General features: G+C 65.1%; 13 protein-coding genes and 1 tRNA gene. 1 reads left to right on the top strand and 13 read right to left on the bottom strand.

Annotated elements, in window-relative coordinates:
- Positions 1 to 16 precede the first annotated feature (16 nt).
- The 7 genes from hpf to DK842_RS01505 form a co-directional block, all read right to left on the bottom strand.
- Positions 17 to 349 carry a ribosome hibernation-promoting factor, HPF/YfiA family gene (hpf, locus tag DK842_RS01535; protein WP_114059781.1) on the bottom strand — a complete coding sequence of 111 codons (333 nt, stop codon included), beginning with the start codon at positions 347 to 349 and terminating at the stop codon, positions 17 to 19.
- 73 nt (positions 350 to 422) lie between these two features.
- On the bottom strand, positions 423 to 1826 hold the full coding sequence (locus DK842_RS01530; RefSeq protein WP_114063561.1) for an RNA polymerase factor sigma-54: 1404 nt from the start codon (positions 1824 to 1826) through the stop codon (positions 423 to 425).
- 3 nt (positions 1827 to 1829) lie between these two features.
- Positions 1830 to 2558, bottom strand: coding sequence for an LPS export ABC transporter ATP-binding protein (gene lptB / locus DK842_RS01525; protein ID WP_114059780.1), 729 nt, complete (start codon positions 2556 to 2558; stop codon positions 1830 to 1832).
- A complete protein-coding gene (gene lptA / locus DK842_RS01520; protein WP_114059779.1) occupies positions 2555 to 3112 on the bottom strand; it encodes a lipopolysaccharide transport periplasmic protein LptA in 558 nt (185 codons plus the stop codon). Before lptA ends, lptB begins: the two co-directional genes overlap by 4 nt.
- Positions 3102 to 3671, bottom strand: a complete 570-nt coding sequence (lptC, locus tag DK842_RS01515) for an LPS export ABC transporter periplasmic protein LptC (RefSeq protein ID WP_114059778.1) — start codon at positions 3669 to 3671, stop codon at positions 3102 to 3104. The genes lptA and lptC overlap by 11 nt, the downstream gene beginning before the upstream one ends.
- Positions 3668 to 4192, bottom strand: a complete 525-nt coding sequence (locus tag DK842_RS01510) for a KdsC family phosphatase (RefSeq protein ID WP_114059777.1) — start codon at positions 4190 to 4192, stop codon at positions 3668 to 3670. Before DK842_RS01510 ends, lptC begins: the two co-directional genes overlap by 4 nt.
- A 53-nt stretch (positions 4193 to 4245) precedes the next feature.
- Positions 4246 to 5223: a KpsF/GutQ family sugar-phosphate isomerase gene (locus DK842_RS01505; RefSeq protein WP_114059776.1), complete on the bottom strand. Its 978-nt coding sequence runs from the start codon at positions 5221 to 5223 to the stop codon at positions 4246 to 4248.
- 111 nt (positions 5224 to 5334) lie between these two features.
- Between DK842_RS01505 and DK842_RS01500 the strand changes: the two genes are divergently transcribed.
- A complete protein-coding gene (locus DK842_RS01500; RefSeq protein WP_114059775.1) occupies positions 5335 to 7305 on the top strand; it encodes a cation:proton antiporter domain-containing protein in 1971 nt (656 codons plus the stop codon).
- 58 nt (positions 7306 to 7363) lie between these two features.
- Here DK842_RS01500 and DK842_RS01495 read toward each other — a convergent pair whose 3' ends face one another.
- From DK842_RS01495 to DK842_RS01470, 6 genes are all read right to left on the bottom strand, one after another.
- Positions 7364 to 9514, bottom strand: coding sequence for an AsmA family protein (locus DK842_RS01495; protein WP_114059774.1), 2151 nt, complete (start codon positions 9512 to 9514; stop codon positions 7364 to 7366).
- 55 nt (positions 9515 to 9569) lie between these two features.
- Positions 9570 to 9643, bottom strand: a tRNA-Gly gene (locus tag DK842_RS01490).
- A 212-nt stretch (positions 9644 to 9855) separates the two neighbouring features.
- Complete coding sequence (locus DK842_RS01485) at positions 9856 to 10404, bottom strand: cytochrome b (protein ID WP_114059773.1); 549 nt, start codon at positions 10402 to 10404, stop codon at positions 9856 to 9858.
- 68 nt (positions 10405 to 10472) lie between these two features.
- Positions 10473 to 11633 (bottom strand): lytic polysaccharide monooxygenase, encoded by a 1161-nt coding sequence (locus tag DK842_RS01480; protein ID WP_114059772.1) that lies wholly within the window; start codon positions 11631 to 11633, stop codon positions 10473 to 10475.
- Between the two features lie 318 nt (positions 11634 to 11951).
- A complete protein-coding gene (locus tag DK842_RS01475) occupies positions 11952 to 16856 on the bottom strand; it encodes a PAS domain S-box protein (RefSeq protein WP_114059771.1) in 4905 nt (1634 codons plus the stop codon).
- 121 nt (positions 16857 to 16977) lie between these two features.
- Positions 16978 to 18825, bottom strand: coding sequence for a methyl-accepting chemotaxis protein (locus DK842_RS01470; protein ID WP_114059770.1), 1848 nt, complete (start codon positions 18823 to 18825; stop codon positions 16978 to 16980).
- Positions 18826 to 18828 lie beyond the last annotated feature (3 nt).

Here is an 18828-nt window from a genome sequence, read left to right as displayed (position 1 = left end):
TGTCTTCAATCAGGCCTTACAGCGAAGCCTGGGTCTGGGAGGCTTCGCCCGAACCCAGCGCGCGGTGCTCGGTCAGTTTTTCCTTGTGCTTGAGCACCTGGCGGTCCAGCTTGTCCATCAGCAGGTCGATGGCGGCGTAGAGGTCGGCTTCGGAAGCTTCCACGTGGATGTCCTTGCCGGACAGGTGGACGTTGACCTCAGCCTTCTGGATCAGCTTGTCCACGGACAGGGTGACGGAGATGTCGATCACGTGGTCGACGTGGCGGGTAACGCGCTCCAGCTTGTTTTCAATGTATTCGCGCAGCGACTGAGTGACTTCCAGGTGCAGGCCGGTTACTTTGAGGTTCATACCCTAGCTCCTTCTGGTTTGTCCGCCCGGTCGGGTTGTCGGGCGGCATTGTATTCCTGAGGCGTCTCGGTTTTTATAGCGCCTTGCGCAGACTCACCGCCGGAATCTGCATGGCTTCACGATACTTGGCTACGGTGCGTCTGGCAACCTGTATTCCCTGCTTGGCCAGCGCGTCGGCGATGGCGCTGTCGGACAGCGGCTTGGCGCGGTCCTCGGCGTCTATCATGCCGCGGATGTGGGCCTTGATCGCGGTGGCGGAGCACTCTCCGCCGCTTTCAGTTTCCAGCGAACTGCCGAAGAAATACTTGAGCTCGAACAAACCTCGTGAACAGAGCAGGTATTTCTGGCTGGTGGAGCGGGAAACGGTGGATTCGTGCAGTCCCAGCTCTTCCGCGATGTCGCGCAGGATCAGCGGCCGCATCGCCACCTCTCCGCGCTCGAAGAACAACTGTTGACGCTCGACAATAGCTTCCGCCACTTTGAGTATGGTGTCAAACCGCTGCTGGATGTTCTTGACCAGCCAGCGCGCCTCCTGCAGCCGGCCGGACATTTCGCCGCCCTGGCCGCGGCTGTCTGCCAGCATGCGCTCGTACAGGCGGTTGACGCGAAGGCGAGGCATGGCGGCGCGATTGAGCTCCGCGGCCCAGCGGCCACGGAGCTTGCGCACGCTGATGTCGGGAATCACGTAATGGACGTCGCCGTGGCTGAAGCCGGTGGCCGGATGCGGGTTGAGGCGGGCGATCAACGCCTGCGCCTCGCGCAGCGCGGCGTCGTCGCAGCGCAGCAGTTTTTTCAGCTTGGCGTAATCGCGGCCGCCCAGCAGCGGCAGATGCTCGCGGACGATGGCCAGCGCCAGCGGGTGGCCGGGTTTGCCGCCGGGCAGGCGCCGCAACTGCAGTTCCAGCGATTCAGCCAGCGAGCGGGCGCCGACGCCGGCGGGATCGAACTGCTGCAGCAACGCGAGGCCGACGGCCAGTTCGTCGCTGTCCAGCTCCAGCTCCAGCGGCAGGTTGCCGGCCAGTTCGTCCAAGTCCTGCGGCAGATAGCCGTCCTCGTCCAGCTCTTCGATCAAGAGGCGCATCACCGCGCGGTCGCGGTCGGAGAGGACGATTTCGCCCAACTGCGTCAGCAGGTGCTCTCGCAGGCTGACCGGGCAGGGCACGTTGAGCATGGGGTCGAAATCGTCGTCGTCGCTTTTGCGTCCGCCCGCGCCCCAGTCCAGCAATTCGCCGGCGCTGTCGTCGCGGCTGTCGCCTTCGGCCGATTCGGCCGCGCCGTCTTTCTGCTCCGCTCCATTCGTCGCGGCTTCGCCGTCGCGCGGATCGTCGCCGCGCTCCAGCAAGGGATTATCCAGCAGGAAACGCTCCACTTCCGCCTGCAGGTCCAGCGTGGACAGCTGCAGCAGCTTAATGGATTGCTGCAACTGCGGCGTCAGCGTCAGCTGTTGGGAAACCTTGAGCTGAAGTGACTGTTTCATCATTTACAGGTGGAAATGTTCGCCGAGGTAGACCTCGCGCACTCTTTCGTTGTTGACCAGTTCTTCCGGCTGGCCGGAAGCCAGCACCGAGCCGTCGCTGATGATGTAGGCGCGGTCGCAGATGCGCAGCGTCTCGCGCACGTTGTGATCGGTGATCAGCACGCCGATGCCGCGCTCCTTCAGGAAGGAGATGATTTTCTGAATGTCGATCACCGCGATCGGGTCCACGCCGGCGAACGGCTCGTCCAGCAGGATGAAGCGAGGACGGGTGGCCAGCACGCGGGCGATTTCCACCCGGCGGCGCTCGCCGCCGGACAGCGACAGCGCGTTGTTTTCTCGCAAATGGCCGATGTTGAGGTCGTCCAGCAGCAGGTCCAGCTCTTTTTCCAGTTCTTTGCCCTTGAGGCCGGAGATTTCCAGGATGGCGGCGATGTTCTCTTCCACCGTCATCCGGCGGAAGATGGACGCTTCCTGCGGCAGGTAGCCGAGTCCCAGCTGGGCGCGCTGATGCATCGGATAGCGGGTGATGGCTTCGTCGTCCAGGCGGATGTCGCCGTCGTCGGCGCCGATCAGGCCGACGATCATGTAGAAGCTGGTGGTCTTGCCGGCGCCGTTGGGGCCGAGCAGGCCGACGACTTCGCCGCTTTCGATGCTCAGCGACACGTCCTTGACCACGGTGCGTTTTTTGAAGCGCTTCTTCAGGCGGGATACGGCGAGTACGCTGCGCTTCATGGCTTGGAGGCTCCAGCGGCGGGCTTGGCGGCGGCCGGCTGCGACGCGGCGTTCTTCGGCTGCAGGATGACGGTGGTGCGGCCGCCCTTGCCGGCATTGGCGCCGCCGCCCATCACCTGGTAAACCTCGCTCTGGGTGTCGTAAGTGATCACGTTGCCTATCACCAGGTCGCCGTTGCGTTTGACGCGGGCATTGCCGGTCAGCACCGCGAAGTGTTTGGCGCTGTCGTAGTCGAGCTTGCTGGACTGGCCTTCGATCCAGCCGCCGTTGTTGTCCAGCTTCTGACGGAAGGTGACGATGCGGCCGCTGGCTTGCAGCGTCTGGTTGCCTTGCTGGTCCTGCATGGCCACGACTTTGTCGGCGTTCAGGCGCAGCGTGCCCTGGATCACCACCACATTGCCGGTGCAGGTGGAGATCCCCTTGGTCTGCTCCATGGTGCAGCCGTTGTCGCTGGTGATCTCGATGGGCTTGTTGCGGTCGGCCTGCTCGGCGTGCGCGAACGAGACGGCGGACAGCAGCAGGCCGGCGAGCAGGAGTCGGGTGTTATTTGGCATAGATGATCTTGGTCTTTGAGTGCAGATTGAGCACGCCTTGGGACTCCAGGTAGCTGAAGCCTATGGAGTTGGCCACCGAGTTGCCGTGGTAGATCACCGACGGCGCCTTCGAGCTGGCGAAGCGCTTGCCGGTGTCGACGAACATCGCGCTGCTCACCAGCTTGGTTTCGGGCTGTTTGCTGTCTGCGGGTTTGATCAGGACGACCTTCTTGTCGAAGTAAGCCTGCTGGTTCTTGCTGTTGTAGCGGCCGGTTTCGCCGGTCACATGGTATTGCAGCACGCCCTGCTGGTATTGGTACAGGTCGGGGTTTTCGAAGTAGGCGTCGGGTTTGCCCGGGTATTGCCACATGCGGCTGGCGACCAGCTTGTCCATCAGCCTGCCCTGGGCGTCGTAGCGGATGGCCACCAGGTTGTCCGCCACGTATTCGGGCTTGTCCGGGTCCAGCTCGCGATGGCGGGTATCCCAGCGCGAGATCTGATCCAGCCACAGCGTCAGCATCGCGGTGAGGCCGATCAGCAGCACCGGGAAAAGGCGGTGGGAGCGCAACAGCTTGATCATGCCAGATACCGCGCGAGCACGCCTTCGAACGTGCCTTGGGCCTGCATGATCAGCTCGGCCAGCTCGCGCACCGCGCCGTGCCCGCCGGGGTTGCCGGTCACGTAATGGCAGTGCTGGCGAACCTGCGGCGGGGCTTCGGGGACCGCCACCGCCAGGCCTACTCGGGTCAGGATGGGCAGGTCGATGAGGTCGTCGCCGATGAAAGCGCACTCGTCGGGCGCGAAGCCGGTTTTGTCCAGCAGGTCGGCCAGGGCGACTTTCTTGTCGTGCACGCCGCCATAGTAGTGGTCTATCTTCAGCGCCCGGGCCCGGTGCTCGACGCAGCGGTCGGCGCGGCCGGAAATGATGGCCAGCTGCACGCCGGTGCCCTGCAGCAGGCGCAGGCCCAGACCATCCTGCACGTAGAAGGACTTGCTCTCTTCGCCTTGGGCGTTGTAGTACAGGCGGCCGTCGGTGAGGACGCCGTCCACGTCCATGATCAGCAGCTTCACCTTGCGGGCCTGCTCGGAAATCATACGCATTGCTTGTCCTTGCAGCCGCCAGCCATGCGGTTGGCGGCTGCGATGTTCGATATTTAAAACACGCCGGCGCGCAGCAGGTCGTGCATGTGAAGCACGCCGGCCAGCTTGCCCTGGGCGTCTACGACCACCAGGCTGGTGATCTGGTGCTGTTTCATCAGGAAGCCAGCTTCGGCGGCCAGTTTGTCCGGCTGGATGGATCGCGGCTGGCGGCCCATCACCTCGTCTATCTTCAGGCTGTAGAGGTCGGCGCCCTTTTCCAGCGTGCGGCGCAGATCGCCGTCTGTATAGATGCCGTGCAGCGTGCCGTCGGCGTCGCTGATGGTGACCATGCCCAGCCGTTTTCGCGACATTTCCAGCAGCGCGTCTTTCAACAACGTGCCTGGCGCGACGCGGGGCAGGGCATCGCCGTCGTGCATCAGATCCTTCACGTGCACCAATAGGCGGCGGCCCAGGCTGCCGCCCGGGTGGGACAGCGCGAAATCGCTCTTGCCGAAGCCGCGCACTTCCATCAGCGTCACCGCCAGCGCGTCGCCGAGCGCGATCTGCGCGGTGGTGCTGGTGGTGGGCGCCAGGTTCAGCGGGCAGGCTTCCTTGTCCACATGCGTGTGCAGCAGGATGTCCGCTTCCTGGGACAGCGTGGATTCGGTCCGGCCGGTCACCGCGATCAGCTTGCCGCCCTTCAGCTTCAGCGCCGGCAGCAGGGACACCACCTCGGCCGACTCGCCGGAGTTGGACAGCGCGATCACGATGTCGTCGCCGGTGATCATGCCCAAGTCGCCATGGGCGGCCTCGGCCGGATGAACGAAAAAGGCCGGCGTGCCGGTGCTGGCCAGGGTGGCGGCGATCTTGCGCCCCACGTGGCCGGACTTGCCCATGCCGGTGACGATCACGCGGCCCTTGCAGGCCAGGATGGCTTCCACAGCGTCCAGGAATTCGCCGTTCAGGCGCTCGGCCAGGGTGCTCAGCGCGGCCGCTTCTGTCAGCAGCACGTCGCGCGCCGTCTCCAGGCGGCTGGTGTGAGTTTTTTCCATAAGGCAAAAGTATATCAAAGGTTATAATCGATTGACGCGGGTGCTGGTGCAAGTTTTGCTTGGCGGTCGTGTTTTCCGTTGCCAATTCTTTCCCTGGAGCCCCGACCGCCGATGCATTCCATGGCCCCCATCGTCCTTGTCCTGTTGTCCGCCGTGTTGGTGGTCACCTTGTGCCGCAGCCTGAAAGTGCCGGCCATGCTTGGCTACCTGGTGGTGGGCTTCCTGACGGGGCCGGGGGTGATGAACCTGATTCCCCAGGGACAGGAGACGGCCTTTCTCGGCGAGATCGGCATTGTGTTCATGATGTTCACCATCGGCCTGGAATTTTCGCTGCCCAGGTTGAAGGCGATGCGGCAGCTGGTGTTCGGCGTCGGCTTCGCCCAGGTGGCGCTGACCATGCTGCTGGTGGCGATGGCCATCGCTTATCTGACCGGCAGTCCGCTGACGGGTTTCGCGATAGGCGGCGCGCTGGCGATGTCGTCCACCGCCATCGTCAGCAAGTTGTTGGCCGAGAGATTGGAATTGAATCAGCCGCACGGCCAGCTGGCGATCGGCGTGCTGCTGTTCCAGGACATCGCCGTGGTGCCGCTGCTGATCATGCTGCCGGCCTTCGCCGGCGGCAGCGACACGTTGTGGCTGGATCTGGCCAAGGCCGGCGGCAAGGTGCTGGTGGTGCTGGCGCTGCTGTTGTTTTTCGGCCAGCGGCTGGTGCGGCCGTGGTTCCATCTGGTGGCGAGGCAGCGTTCCGGCGAGCTGTTCATGATCAACGTGCTGCTGGTGACGCTGGGGATCGCCTGGATGACCGAGTTGTCCGGGCTCAGCCTGGCGCTGGGCGCCTTTGTCGCCGGGATGCTGATCTCCGAAACCGAATACCGCTATCAGGTGGAAGAGGACATCAAGCCCTTCCGCGATATCCTGCTGGGTTTCTTCTTCATCACCGTGGGCATGAAGCTGGAGCTGGCGGTGCTGTTCGATCGCTTTGGCGAGGTGCTGCTGCTGTTGGCCCTGCTGCTGCCGCTGAAGCTGGCGGTGGTGTTCGGCCTGGGGCGGCTATTCGGCCACCGCTCGAACGACGCGATGCGCTCGGCGCTGGCGCTGGCGCAGGGCGGAGAGTTCGGTTTCGTGCTGCTGTCGCTGGCGCTGAACCTGAATCTGGTGCCGGCGCCGATGGCGCAGGCGGCCATCGCCGCGATACTGATTTCGATGCTGGCGGCGCCATTCCTGATTCTGCACGGCGAGCGCATCACCCGTCGGCTGATCAAGCAGGACTGGATGCTGCAGTCGCTGGATCTGCACCAGATGCTGGTGGCCGGCATGAGCAAGGACGATCACGTGCTGATCTGTGGCTATGGCCGCAGCGGCCAGGCGCTGGCGCGGCTGTTGGAGGCGGAGAACATCAATATGTTCGCGTTGGACATGGACCCGGAGCGCGTGCGGGAGGCCGGCGAGGCGGGAGACCAGGTGGTGTTCGGCGACGCCGGCAAAAAGGAGGTGCTGATCGCGGCCGGCCTGATGCGGGCCAAGGTGGTGGTGGTGACCTTCGCCGACACCCACGCCGCGCTGCGCATCCTGCATACGGTTCGCGAGGCCAGGCCTGAGCTGCCGGTGATCGTGCGCACGGTTGACGACAGCGAGCTGGACACCCTGCGCCAGGCGGGCGCCGATGAGGTGGTGGCCGAAGTGATGGAGGGCAGCCTGATGCTGGCTTCGCAAGCGCTGCTGGAGGCCGGCGTGCCGCCCAGCCGCGTGCTGAGGCGCATCCGCGCGGTGCGGGAGGAGCGCTACGACCTGTTCCGTGGCTTCTTCCGCGGCAGCAGCGACGAGACGGAAAGCCTGGAGGAGTCGCTGGTGCCGCGCTTGCTGAGCGTGCAGGTATGCGGCGGCGCGTCGGCCATAGGCCAGCCGCTGGGCGCGCTGGGGCTGGCGGAGCTGGGGGTTGAGGTGAAGGCCATTCGGCGCCAGCGGGTGCGCCGCACCGATTTCGATGCCGCTTTCGAGATCGCGCCGGATGACGTGATGGTGCTGCTGGGCACGCCGGAGCAGCTGGCGCTGGCGGAGTCCAGGATATTGCAGGGCGAGTGAGTCTGGCCGCAATGCGAAAAGCCCCGGTTTCCCGGGGCTTTGTCTTGGGCTGGGCGGCTCAAGGCAGAATGGTGGTGATCTGTTTCTGCAGCTGCTGCTTCAGCGCCTGCTGTTTCTCGCCCTCGGTCTTCTTGCCCTTGACCAGCGCGTTGAAGTCCAGCGCGTATACCGGCGAGTTGATCGGGCCGGTGATCTTCAGCGGCACGTTGACGCCTTTCAGCCGGGCGAACTCCTGAGGGTTGGCCTGTACGTCCATCGTGTAGTCGACGATGTTCTGCTTCAGGTCCATCTTGCCGCCGCCGTTGACGTTGACCAGCTGCGAGGCCAGCTTCAGGTCCTGGCTGCGCGCCACGCCCTTGTCCAGCTTGAAGCTGGTGGACAGCGTGGAGAAGGTGGTCTTCTGATCGTTTTGCGCGGCGCCGTTCCATTCCTTCAGCTCGGCCGGCAGATTTTTCAGCGCCGCCACCAGGTCTATGCCGGTCAGCGCGCCGTTGTTCAGGCTGAACGAGGCGTCGCCGCTGAGCGTGCTGCGCAGTTCGGCGAAAGACTTGCCGTCGGCGTTGATGTCTATCTTGCCGTTGCCCTTGCCATCCAGGCGGCTGAAGCTGAACAGATCCACCAGCAACGGGCGTATCTTCATGCCTTGCAAGGTTTGCTTGACCTGCAGGTGGGGCACGTCGCGCCGGCTGAGCGAGGCGTCGCCCTGCAGGCGGCCGTCGTAGATGTCGGCCGACATCTGGTCCAGCTCGAAGGCGCGCGGATTGATGCGCACATTGCTGCTGATGTTGTTGATGCGGAAACGACCCATTTCCAGTTCGCCTATCGCCACCTTGCCGTTCAGGTCGAAGAAGTCCAGCCAGTCCAGCGGAATCTCATTGGTGTTCTGGAAAATGGCCACCGGGTCTCCCTGGGCTTCCGGCAGGTAGCGGTTGAGATCCAGCTTGCCGATGTTCAGCATCGCCTCGTGGCGCGGCTTGATCAGTCCGTACTGGCTCAGCGTGGCGGATACGTCGGATCCGTCCAGCTTGCCGGCCACGCGCAAGTTGAAGCGCGGTTCGTCGATGTCTCCGTCCAGCGCGCCTTCCATGCTGGCCACCAGGCGGCCGCGCGGCAGCGCCGGCGTGGTGATGGTGCTGGTCAGCTTCAGCGGCTGCATCAGCAACTGGTTCATGCCGGCCAGCGACAGCGGCGCGTTCAGCTTGACGTTGACCTTGCCGGAGCCCGCCAGCCAGTTGAATTCGCCATCCAGCTTGTCGGCGTAGAGGCCGTTCTCGCTCAGCTTCAGATTGTCCAGAGCGGCCTGCAGCTGATACTGGCTGCGGGCGTAGGTCAGCTTGGCGCTGAGGCTGCCGGAGGGCATGGTCAGTTCGCGCAGGCTGGCGTTGATCTGCGGCAGGGTCAGCTTGACCTCGCTGCTGGGGCGCTCGCTGCTGAAGTCGACGGTGACGTCGCTGCCGGTAGCCTGCAGCGAGGCGAAGTTGAGCTTGTACTGGCCGGTGACCGTCAGCTTGGTGTCCCCCAGGCCGGGAATGGCGCTGATCGCCACCGCTTCCAGCTCGGGCAGGCTGACTTGATCGTCTTGTATGGTCAAGGGCGTGGTCAAGGCCAGCCGCACCGGGCGCTTGTCGTCGTCGAGAATGGCGCCGAAGCTCAGGTCGGAGGTGCCGCGCAGATTGTCTGCGTCCAGGCTGATGTTGGACAGGCGCTTGTCGGTGTGGGTGAGCTGGTCGGATAGCAGCAGCGTGCCCTCGCGTATCGCCAGGCGCTCCAGCTTCACGCTGTAGTTGCCCTGCTTGCGGGGCTGGAACAGGTCGGCGATGTTGAGCCGGCCGTCAAGGTCGCGGCTGACATTGGCGCTGGGGCCATGCAATTCCAGCCCCTTGATTTCGCGGTTGCCCAGCAACAGCGGCAGCCAGGAAAGCGATACGCGCAGCGTTTCCACGCGGGCGAAGACGTCGGGCTTGCCGGGTTCGCTGACGCTGAGCTTTTCGACCTCGATGCCGGGGGAGGGGAATACCTGGGGCGTGATGCGTCCGTCTATGCGTACGCTGCGCCCGGTGTCTTGCAGGGCGTGGGTCAGGGTGCCGCGCACGGCGGCTTCATCGAATTGCCAGTAGATCAGCGTTCGGATCAATACCAGCAGCAGGACCACGGCCAGGGTGCCGTAGGTCGCGATTCTTAGCCACAGCCGGCCGGAGTTCAATTTCATCGGGATCGCTCGGAGAGGCCATGCATGGAGTTGTTTTGGAAGCGCGGGAGGTCTGTGGAGCGGGTGAAGGGAATCGAACCCTCGTCGTAAGCTTGGGAAGCTTCTGCTCTACCATTGAGCTACACCCGCGCGCTTCGCTGGAGCCCACGAATCTATCGGGTTTCGGCAGGCTTGGCAAGGTTTTGCGGCGCAACAAACGCGATGGCCGCGGCGGATTTCGGGATGCCTGTTCACTGATGTTTCGCTAAGTGATTGATGTGAAAAGATTCATGCGGCTGGGGGCGGCAATGGGGCGAGGAAACCGCCCCCCGCAGGCGTGGCCGCGGGGAGGCGGGGCGGAATCATTTTTGCCTGAGCGGCGGGACGGCCGCGGCCGGCGCTCTGACGGGACTCATCCGCTGCAGGATGGGCAGGCCGCGGCGATGATGCAGGGCGACTGCCGCGATGTGGGCGACCACGGCCAGCGCCAGCAGCAGGTTGACGGCGAAATGGATGGCTGCGAAGCCGCGAGTCCAGACGCCAGCGGCCAGCGGCGCGTTTAAGACGAACCAGCCGAAGACGGCGATGGGCCGCTCCATCATCAGCACGCCGCTGAGAAGGGACAGCGAGGCCAGAGCGTAAAGCGCGCGATGGCCCAGTTTGGCCTTGCGCCAGTCTCGCTCGGCCATGCCTTCGGGCGGCGGCATGCGGAAACAGAGCCGGTAGCCGAGGCGCAGCAGCCAGAACGGGATCAGTAGCGCGGCCAGGGCGACGTTCAGCGACGCGGTCGTCGAGGCCAGCGCGGGCGGCAGGGCGCGCGCAGCCAGCGCGAAACCGCTCAACAGCGCCCATAGCATCACCGAGGCGCTCAGCCAATGCAGCGCCATCGCCAGGGGAGGATAGCGTTTCATGGGGGCTCCAGCGGCGGGAGCGGGAAGCGGCTCGCCGCCTCCCGTTCCCGGCCTATGCGTTCACAGGATCAGACGGGAGCCCACAACGCCGGCTGGGTGGAAGGGGTCCAGCCCGCGCCGGCCCAGGCGGTGTGCGCCTGCAGGCAGCGATAACGGCGGCCCTGATAGCTGACCACCTGGCCCACGGCGTAGGCCAAGCCTTCGCGCCATTCCTCGCCCGGCGGAGGGGTGATGCCGCCGTCGCCCTTCTTGATGTCGATCTGGTACTGGTAGCCGCTGAAACGCTCGTTGATCCAGACTCGGTTGGCGGTGGCGCTGCGGACCGGGGCGATGGTCACAGCCCGCTGCTTGCTGCTGATCACGCCGATGCGGGCGAGCTGGGAATTGGCGTTGACTTTGACGCCGAGCTCGTACGGCCAGTTGGCAGCCTGGCCGGTGGCCGCGGTCAGGTCCACCTTGTGGCTTTCCACGTCGCGGCCATGGCTGTCGAAGATGCGCAGCGTCACTGAGCTCTTGTTCGGCAGGTTTTCATGGGCAGTCACGCTGCCGACTTCCTTCCACGGGTTGGCGACCGGCGGCGGCTCGGGCGGCGTGGTGCCGTTGGTGAAGTTGACGTCGGAACAGGAATAGAAGGCTTCCTCGCTGTCCGAGCGTTTCCACACGTTGTAGATGATGTGGCGGCCGGCCTTGCCGGTGGGCAGCTTCATGGTCATGTGGTAGCGCTTGTTGGCGTCCAGCGGAGGCGTGCCGGTATACGTGCCGAATGGTTCGGCTTCGAGATCCGACCACCTGAGGGGCTGATTCGGATTCCAGCCGTTCTTGGTCACATAGAATTTGAAGTACTTGGTGGCGTGCGGCGCGGAGGCGTTGTAAATGAATTCAAAATTGCCGTTGGCGTCCGGAACGATGTTGGTGGCCGGCCAGTCGGCGCGCGCCAGGTTGAAGCCCTTGAACTTCTCCTGGCCGCCGGCGCACAGCGTGCCGTCGGGTACCACTGCCTTATGGTTGTCGCCTGGCGGGTTCTGGTTGATGCCGTTCCAGTCGTACATCGCCTGTGTGCCGCCCGCCTGTTTGGCAGCCTGGCAGGCGGCGCTCTTTGGCGACTCCGCGCCTTCCTTGAAGCAGCTGTAGGTGCGGTTGATCGGCACTTCCATGGTGCCGTGCGCCCAGATCGGACTGCTCAGGCTTGCCAGGACGATGGCGATGACGATGGGTTGGGATGGCTTCATCTTGGACTCCTCTATCGGTTCGCGGGGAGTCGAGGTTCTGATACCAATTTGGTACCAGTTGCCTCGAACAGGGTCCAAGCTATGCGGTGGACATTGTCCAAACTTGCAAAAATCGCTCATTTTGGCAATTAAATTGCCGCAATGTCGACATGGATCAATTTTGATGGCATGGAATGCGCGAGCAGTTGTAAAAAACCTACAGTTTGATTGTCTTACATTATTTGGCGGCGCGGGGCATCGTCTTTTCCCCATCGCCGGAAGCGGACAGGATCAAGGCGGATCTTGGCGAGGGTCCAGGCCTCGCCAGTACTGTCCGCCTCAGGCGTCCTTCGCGGCCAAGTTCGCTGGCAAGCTGGCCAGCAGGCGCTCCAGCGCCTGTTCGGCTTCGATGAATTGCAAGGTCTGGATTTGCGCATCCAGCATCTGCATGTCGTTCAGATAGGCGGGCGGGGAGATGGCCAGCGCTTCTTCCGCCAGTTGCATGGCGCCCATGTCTCTGGCCCGCAAGCTGGCGAGCAGCGCGCCCAGTTTCGCTGCCCAGTCCGTGGAGGCGGCGGCCAGCGGCGGCGCGGCGGCGGGCGGGTCCGAGGGAAGTTCCAGATTCAGCCTGGCCACGCTGTCGGTCAGCAACTGGTAGAGCGCGGCCAGCGCGGTTTTCGACGGCCAATGGCCCGGGCATTGTTCCGGATGGAGTCGGGCCTGGCGCTCGAACTCGCCCGCGCTCAGAGCCAGCGCGCTGGCGCCGGTGGTGGCGGCAAGGCCTTTGAGCGCGTGCAGAACGGCGGCGGCGGCGGCGATGTTCTGGGCGGCCGCATGTTCGCCCAGGGCCTGCAGCATGGATTCGCATTCCGGCTGAAAGCGGGCGAGCAGGCTGCGGTAGAGGCGGACGTTGTGGCCGAACCGCTCCAGTATTCGGGCAATGGGTTCGGTGGGCGCTTCCGGCTCTGGCTCCGCGGGCACGGTCTGGTTCTCGTCCGCGGGGGCCCGGCCGCGGGTCAGTCTGAGCAGCAGCGGCACCACTTCCTGCACGTCTATCGGTTTTCCAACGTGCTCGTCCATGCCGGCGGCCAGGCAGTCGTCGCGGTCGCTTTGGGACACGTTGGCGGTCATCGCCAGTATCGGCAGCTTCAGGCAACGCGCGTCGGCGCGTATGCGGCGGGTAGCTTCCATGCCGTCTATGTCGGGCATTTGCACGTCCATGATCACGACGTCGAAGCTGTCTGGGGCGGCCAGCACTTTGGCCACGCCGTCCACGCCGCCTTCCGCCAGTTCGACCTGCGCGCCTTCGGCGCTCAGCAGTTCCTGCGCGATTTCCCGGTTCAGCGCGTTGTCCTCCACCACCAGCGCGCGGACGCCCTCCAGGCGGCGGGTGGCCTGCGCCGGCGCGGATGGCTCCGGCACTTGCCGGCCTACGGCGCGCAGAATGGCGCGTTGCAGTTGCTGCGGGGTGACCGGCTTGGTCAGAAAGTCGGCGAAAGGCGGTTCATCCTGGTTGGCGGCTTCCGCCAGAGCTTCGCGGCCGAACGCGGTGACCATGACGACGACGGGGGCCTGGCCGCGCTGCGGGGGCGATCGCAGCCGCCTGGCGGCGGTCAGCCCATCCATGTCCGGCATCCGCCAGTCCATCAGGATGGCGTCGAATGGCATTGGCGCGGAGCGCGCCTTGTCCAGCGCGGCTTGTCCGCTGCCGGCATATTCCACGCGCCAGCCCATGGCCTCCACCATATTGCACAGCGTCTCGCCGGCGAGCCGGTTATCGTCCACCACCAGCAATCTGAGGGGAATGTCTTGCGCCGGGGGCAGGATGGTGGCGGTTTCGTCGCATTTCAGCTCCAGGTCGAACCAGAAACGGCTGCCCCGGCCCGGTTCGCTTTCCAGCTTCATCTCTCCGCCCATCAACTCCACCAGCCGTTTGCTGATGGCGAGGCCAAGGCCGGTGCCTCCATAGCGGCGGGTGGTGGAGGCTTCCGCTTGCGAAAAGCCTTCGAAGATTCGGGCGGCCTGTTCCGGGCTGATGCCTATGCCGGTGTCGCTGACGCTGCAGCGCACGCGCGCCAGTCTAGGCTTCAGCGAGAGCCGCTGCAGCTGGATGACGACCTGGCCCTGCCGGGTGAATTTGATCGCGTTGCCCGCCAGATTGATCAGGATTTGCTGCAGGCGCAGCCGGTCGGCCTGCACGGCTTTGGGCAGCTGCGGGTCGATCTCGAACAGCAGCTCGATGTCCTTGTCGCCCAGATTGCCTGACAGCACCACTGCCAGATCCTGCATCAGTTCATCCAGTTCGAAGGGGTGCTCGTCCAACTGGAGCTTGCCGGCCTCTATCTTGGAGAAGTCCAGAATGTCGTTGAGCAGGCCCAGCAGCGATTTGGCCGCGATCTGCGCCTTGGCGGCGAAATCGGCCTGGCGCGCATCCAGCGGGCTTTGCCGCAGCAGCTGCAGCATGCCCAGCACGGCATTCATCGGCGTGCGGATTTCATGGCTCATATTGGCCAGGAACTGCCCCTTGGCGATGCTGGCCTGCTCCGCTTGCCGCTTGGCCTCGAGCAGGGTTTCCTCGAAGGCCTTGCGCTCGGTGATGTCCAGATTGATGCCGGTTACCCGCCACGGCTGGCCCTCAGCGTCGCGCTCGACATAGGCGCCGGCCTGGACGTATCGCACCGCGCCGTCCGGATGCACGACGCGGAACACTGGAACATATTCGCCGCGGCCGGCGACGGCATCCATCAGCATCGTCTCGGCGGCGGCGATATCGTCCGGATGCACGCGGCTGCGCCAGTGCTGGTAATTCAGTCCGTTGCCGTTCAGCGATTCCGGCTGATGGTAGAGTTCGAACATCTGCCGATTCCAGTCCAGCGCGTCGTCGGCCAGCGTCCAGGTCCATACGCCCAGCCGCGCCACCTCCGCAGCCAATACCAGCTGGTCGCGGGCGGCCGCCAATTCCTGCTGCTGCCGGCGCAGCGCGCTGATGTCGGTGGCGATGCCCAGATAGCCTACGATTTCATTCGCCGCGTCGCGCAGCGCGGTAACGGACAAGGATACGGTCAGATGGCTGCCGTCTTTGCGCACATAGGTCCATTCGCGGGTTTCCGCTCCCTCTAGCGAGGGCACGTGGACAAACACGCGAAAGCCTTCCACCGTTTCCCCGTAACGCTCGGTCAGCTCGCGGCCGCGCGCGGCGACCTCTTCCGTCAAGTGGATGCGAGCCGGGGTGGAGACGCCCACCATTTCATCCTCTCGGTAGCCCAGCATCCGCTGCGCGCCGGCGTTGAAAATGGTGATCCGGCCGTCGATGTCGCTGGCGATGATGGACACCTCGGACGCGGAACGCAGCACGTTGGCCAGGAGCAGGTTCAGGCGCTGCACCTCGGCATCGGCCTGCTTGCGCTTGGTGGTGTCTACGCGCAGCGCGATGTAGCGCTCAAGCTGGCCCTGGTCGTCGAAGATGGGGGCGATCACGGTGTCGAACCACAACAATTTGCCGCTGCGAGAGCGGTTGCAGATTTCGCCGCGCCAGGCGAGGCCGCTCTTCAGCGTTTGCCATAGCTCGCGCCAGAATTCCGGCGGATGCAGCCCAGAACCCAGCATGCTGTGTTTTTTGCCCAGCAGTTCGTCCCGGCCGTAGCCGTGCGCGCCGCACAGCAGGTCGTTGGCGTCGGTGATGCGTCCCTCGGAGTCGGTGGAGGAGTACAGCAGTTGGGCGTTGATTGTGTCCAGCAGCACCTGGTTTTCGTGCAGCGCGGCGGCCAGCTCTCCGGTCCGTTGCGCCACTTGCTCTTCCAAGTTGGCGTTCAGCGCGCGTATCTGGTCTTCGATTTCCTTTTGTTTGGTGATGTCGCGCACGGTTTTGGAGGCGCCGACCACTTCGCCGTAAGAATTGAGAATGGGCGCCACGCCCACGGACACTTCGACCAGGCTGCCGTCCTTGCGGTGTCGGCGGGTCCGGAAATGCTCCAGATGTTCGCCGCTGGCGATGGTGGCCAGGATATGGGCTTCTTCTCCCTTGAGCCCGTCCGGGACGATCAGGTCGGCCAGAACGCGGCCCACGGCCTCGCGCGCGCTGTAGCCGAACATCCGCTCCGCGCCCCGGTTCCAGCTGGTGACCACGCCTTGCAGCGTCTTGCCGATGATGGCGTCGCGCGAGCCTTCGACGATGGCGGCGAGCTCGGCCTGGGTCTCGCTCAGCCGCTGGTAGCGTTGACGGCTTTGCGTCCATACCCAGGACAAGGCAGCGCTTACCAGGCTTGCCAGCGCGCCGAGCAGGCCGATCAGGAAGGGCGAGGGCAGCGCCATGGCGTCGATGAAGGCGGGATAGGCGTCCAGCTGCATCCGCCACTGGCGGCCGTAGATTTTCCGCTGCAGCGCTACGCTAAGTGGCGCGGCGGCGGAAGAGGGGCCGGAGGTGCTGTAAAACTCGAATGGCGGCGCGGTTTCGCTCAGGTCGAACAGACGCAGCCTGGCCTGCTTCGGTTTGAGGCCGCCGTCTCCCAGCACGCCGGACATGGATAGCGCGACGAAGCTCCAGCCGGCTATCCGCGCTTCCCTCGCGGCGACGCTGGCGGGCGTGGCCGGGCTGTCGTAAATGGGCAGCATCAGGAGAAACGATTGCAGCGGCGCGCTGCGGCCGGTCACCAGGGTGATGGGGCCGCTGAGCGCGGCGCTGCCGCTTCGCATCGCGGCGACGGCGGCCTCGCGGCGCTGGGTCTCCGACGCGATGTCCAGGCCGATGGCGCCGGCGTAGGGCGCTTCGGGCTCGAAATACTGGATCGCATAGCGGTCGCCGTCGTGGGCCTGCAACTGGTGGATGGTGAAGCCGGGCTGGCCGGCGGCGCGTATCCGCTCGATCATGCTCGTCTCCTGCCGCTGCGGAATGCGGCGGATGATGCCGAAGCCATGGGCGCCGGGAAACTCGGCCTTCAGGTCGCGGGTCTGGCTGTAGCGCAGGAAGTCGGCGTGGCTCAGATGGTCGAGGCCGATCACAGCGGCCGCGCCGCGCGCGCCGCGCAGGCCGTATTGATAGCGCTGCAACTGCTTCTGGATGTCGTCGGCGCTCTTGGACAGCGTGGCGCTCATCGCCTGCTGGATCGCCTGCCGGTTATGGCTCCAGACGTCCCAGGCCAGCGCCGCGGTCAGCAGCAGGCCGACCAGCAGCACCGCGTAAGGGTGGGAGATGAAGCCTTCCAGATAATATTGGGGCTGCGACGGGTAACGGCCGCGCTTGCGCATGTGATTCCCCAGGTGTGGAATGCTCGGCGAAGCCTGCAGGATTCGTCAGGGCGCCGCCGCGCTTTATTTCGTTTATCTCATCGGTATAAACCAGCGGGAGGCTTCGCCCAAGCCGGCCCCGTCAGTTCATGGGCGGCTGGCGGAAGTACTCCATCTGTCGCCGCAGGCTGTCGGCTCGCTGGGCGGTCTCATGAGCGGCTGCCGACAGCTGTTCGCTGGTGGCTGCATTGTCTTGCGACAAGTGGCTGAGTCCTTGCATCGTCGCCGTGATCGCGCCCACTTGCCTGGCCTGGATGGTGGCGTCGCGGGAAATCTCCTCCACCAGCTGCCGGGTCCGGCCGCTGGAGGCGACGATGGCGTCCAGGCTGGCGCCGGCGTTTTCCGCCAGCTTGACGCTGCGGGCGGCGACCTGGCCGATCTCCTTGGCCGCGTCCTGGCTGCGTATCGCCAGCTTCCTCACCTCGTCGGCCACTACCGCGAAGCCCTTGCCCACTTCTCCGGCGCGGGCGGCCTCGATGGCGGCGTTCAGCGCCAGCAGGTTGGTCTGGTAGGCGATGTCGTCGATGATGTCGGTGCGCTGGGCGATGTTGCGCATCGCCTGTATCGCCTCGCCGACCACCTGGTTGCCGGCATCGGCCTGGCTGGCGGCTTCGCTGGCGATGTCGCCGGTATGGCTGGCCTGGTCTGCCATGCGGAACATCTCCCGGCTGATGTCGTTCACCGTCACGCAGGTCTTCTCTATGTTGGCCGAGGTGTCGCAGGCACTGGCGGACAGGCTTTGCGAAGCATTGTTGAGCTGCAGCGAGGCGTTGGCGACGGCATCGGCGTCGGCCTGCACCTGCAGAATGACGGTGGACAGTTTTTCCCCCATCTTGCGGATGTGGGCCGCCAGGCTGCGAGAGTCGCGCTTGGCCAGCGGCAGCTGGAAATCCAGCCTGCCGTCGGCCAGTTCGCGCATGCCAAGCGCCACATCGTCCGGCTCCGCGCCCAGCGTGCGGATGATGTCGCGAGCCAGCAGGATGGACGCGCCGATCGGCAGCAGCAGGGCCAGCAATGCGGCCAGCGTCATCCAGCCGTGGCGGTTGGCCTCATCCGCCTGCGCCGCCGCGCGCTGGCGGATGTCCTGCAGCAATTGGCGCTGCAGCGCGTAGAGTGCGTCGATGCGGGCGCTGGCGGTTCGGAACCAGTCGGCGGGCGTAGGCTGGCCGGGCAAGGCGCCCGGATCTCGCTCCAACAGCGCGTCGCGCATGGTGTCGTAGCTGCGGGAGGCTTGCAGCGCGCCGGTCAGCGAGACCGGGTCGCCGCCATGCTGCAGGTACAGCTGCTGGCAGAGCGCTTCCTGCGACACCACGCCGCTGACCCGGCGCAGGTCCTCCACGGTGATTCGGCCGGTGGACAGCACGCCGTTGACCAGGCCGCGGGTACGGCCGGTGAACTCGTTTTGGCATTGCAGCGCCGACCATTGCTGGACGCGGGCGCGGATGCCTTCCCCGTGGCTGTCGAACAGCGATGCCACGCCGGTCAGCTGGTCTATCATCGCCGAATAACGGGCAAACATGTCCAGCGGCGCGATGCGGCGGGCGGCGACGCCGTCGCGCAGCCGCTCCAACTGGCCGGCGTCGGGCACGTTGCCGTCGATGAAGGCGCGCAGCTGCGGCGTCATCCGGTTGCCGGGCTGGCCGCGCAGCCGGGTGAGCAGCTCGCTCGCCTCGGCGCGCTGCCGCCGCAACTCATCCGTCATCGGGGCGGCGGCGTTCAGATAGCCATTGCTCAGCCCGCGCTCGCGCTGCAGCGCGTGTATCAGCTCGCCGACCATGGACGCGTTGTCCGACAGCGTCACGTCTTGCCGCAGCTCGGCGGCCGCGCGCAGCCGGTCCATGGTGTAAATCGCTCCGCCTGCCAGCAGCAGCAGAGCGAGCGGCGCGGTCAGCAGCACCAGCTTGTGGATCAGTTTCAGTTTCAGCGGCATGGC

The sequence above is a fragment of the Chromobacterium phragmitis genome, from assembly GCF_003325475.1.
In the GTDB taxonomy this organism is placed as follows: domain Bacteria; phylum Pseudomonadota; class Gammaproteobacteria; order Burkholderiales; family Chromobacteriaceae; genus Chromobacterium; species Chromobacterium phragmitis.
The sequence above is the reverse complement of the archived record's forward strand: the minus strand, read 5'-3'. Positions and strand labels throughout refer to the sequence as shown.

Bases quoted from the DNA above. Each gene is read 5' to 3' on its own strand.
- DK842_RS01510 (WP_114059777.1), bottom strand. From the start codon at position 4,192: ATGCGTATGATTTCCGAGCAGGCCCGCAAGGTGAAGCTGCTGATCATG.
- lptA (WP_114059779.1), bottom strand. From the start codon at position 3,112: ATGCCAAATAACACCCGACTCCTGCTCGCCGGCCTGCTGCTGTCCGCC.
- DK842_RS01485 (WP_114059773.1), bottom strand. From the start codon at position 10,404: ATGAAACGCTATCCTCCCCTGGCGATGGCGCTGCATTGGCTGAGCGCC.
- DK842_RS01470 (WP_114059770.1), bottom strand. From the start codon at position 18,825: ATGCCGCTGAAACTGAAACTGATCCACAAGCTGGTGCTGCTGACCGCG.
- DK842_RS01495 (WP_114059774.1), bottom strand. From the start codon at position 9,514: ATGAAATTGAACTCCGGCCGGCTGTGGCTAAGAATCGCGACCTACGGC.
- DK842_RS01505 (WP_114059776.1), bottom strand. From the start codon at position 5,223: ATGGAAAAAACTCACACCAGCCGCCTGGAGACGGCGCGCGACGTGCTG.
- DK842_RS01530 (WP_114063561.1), bottom strand. From the start codon at position 1,826: ATGAAACAGTCACTTCAGCTCAAGGTTTCCCAACAGCTGACGCTGACG.
- DK842_RS01475 (WP_114059771.1), bottom strand. From the start codon at position 16,856: ATGCGCAAGCGCGGCCGTTACCCGTCGCAGCCCCAATATTATCTGGAA.
- DK842_RS01480 (WP_114059772.1), bottom strand. From the start codon at position 11,633: ATGAAGCCATCCCAACCCATCGTCATCGCCATCGTCCTGGCAAGCCTG.
- lptC (WP_114059778.1), bottom strand. From the start codon at position 3,671: ATGATCAAGCTGTTGCGCTCCCACCGCCTTTTCCCGGTGCTGCTGATC.
- lptB (WP_114059780.1), bottom strand. From the start codon at position 2,558: ATGAAGCGCAGCGTACTCGCCGTATCCCGCCTGAAGAAGCGCTTCAAA.
- hpf (WP_114059781.1), bottom strand. From the start codon at position 349: ATGAACCTCAAAGTAACCGGCCTGCACCTGGAAGTCACTCAGTCGCTG.
- DK842_RS01500 (WP_114059775.1), top strand. From the start codon at position 5,335: ATGCATTCCATGGCCCCCATCGTCCTTGTCCTGTTGTCCGCCGTGTTG.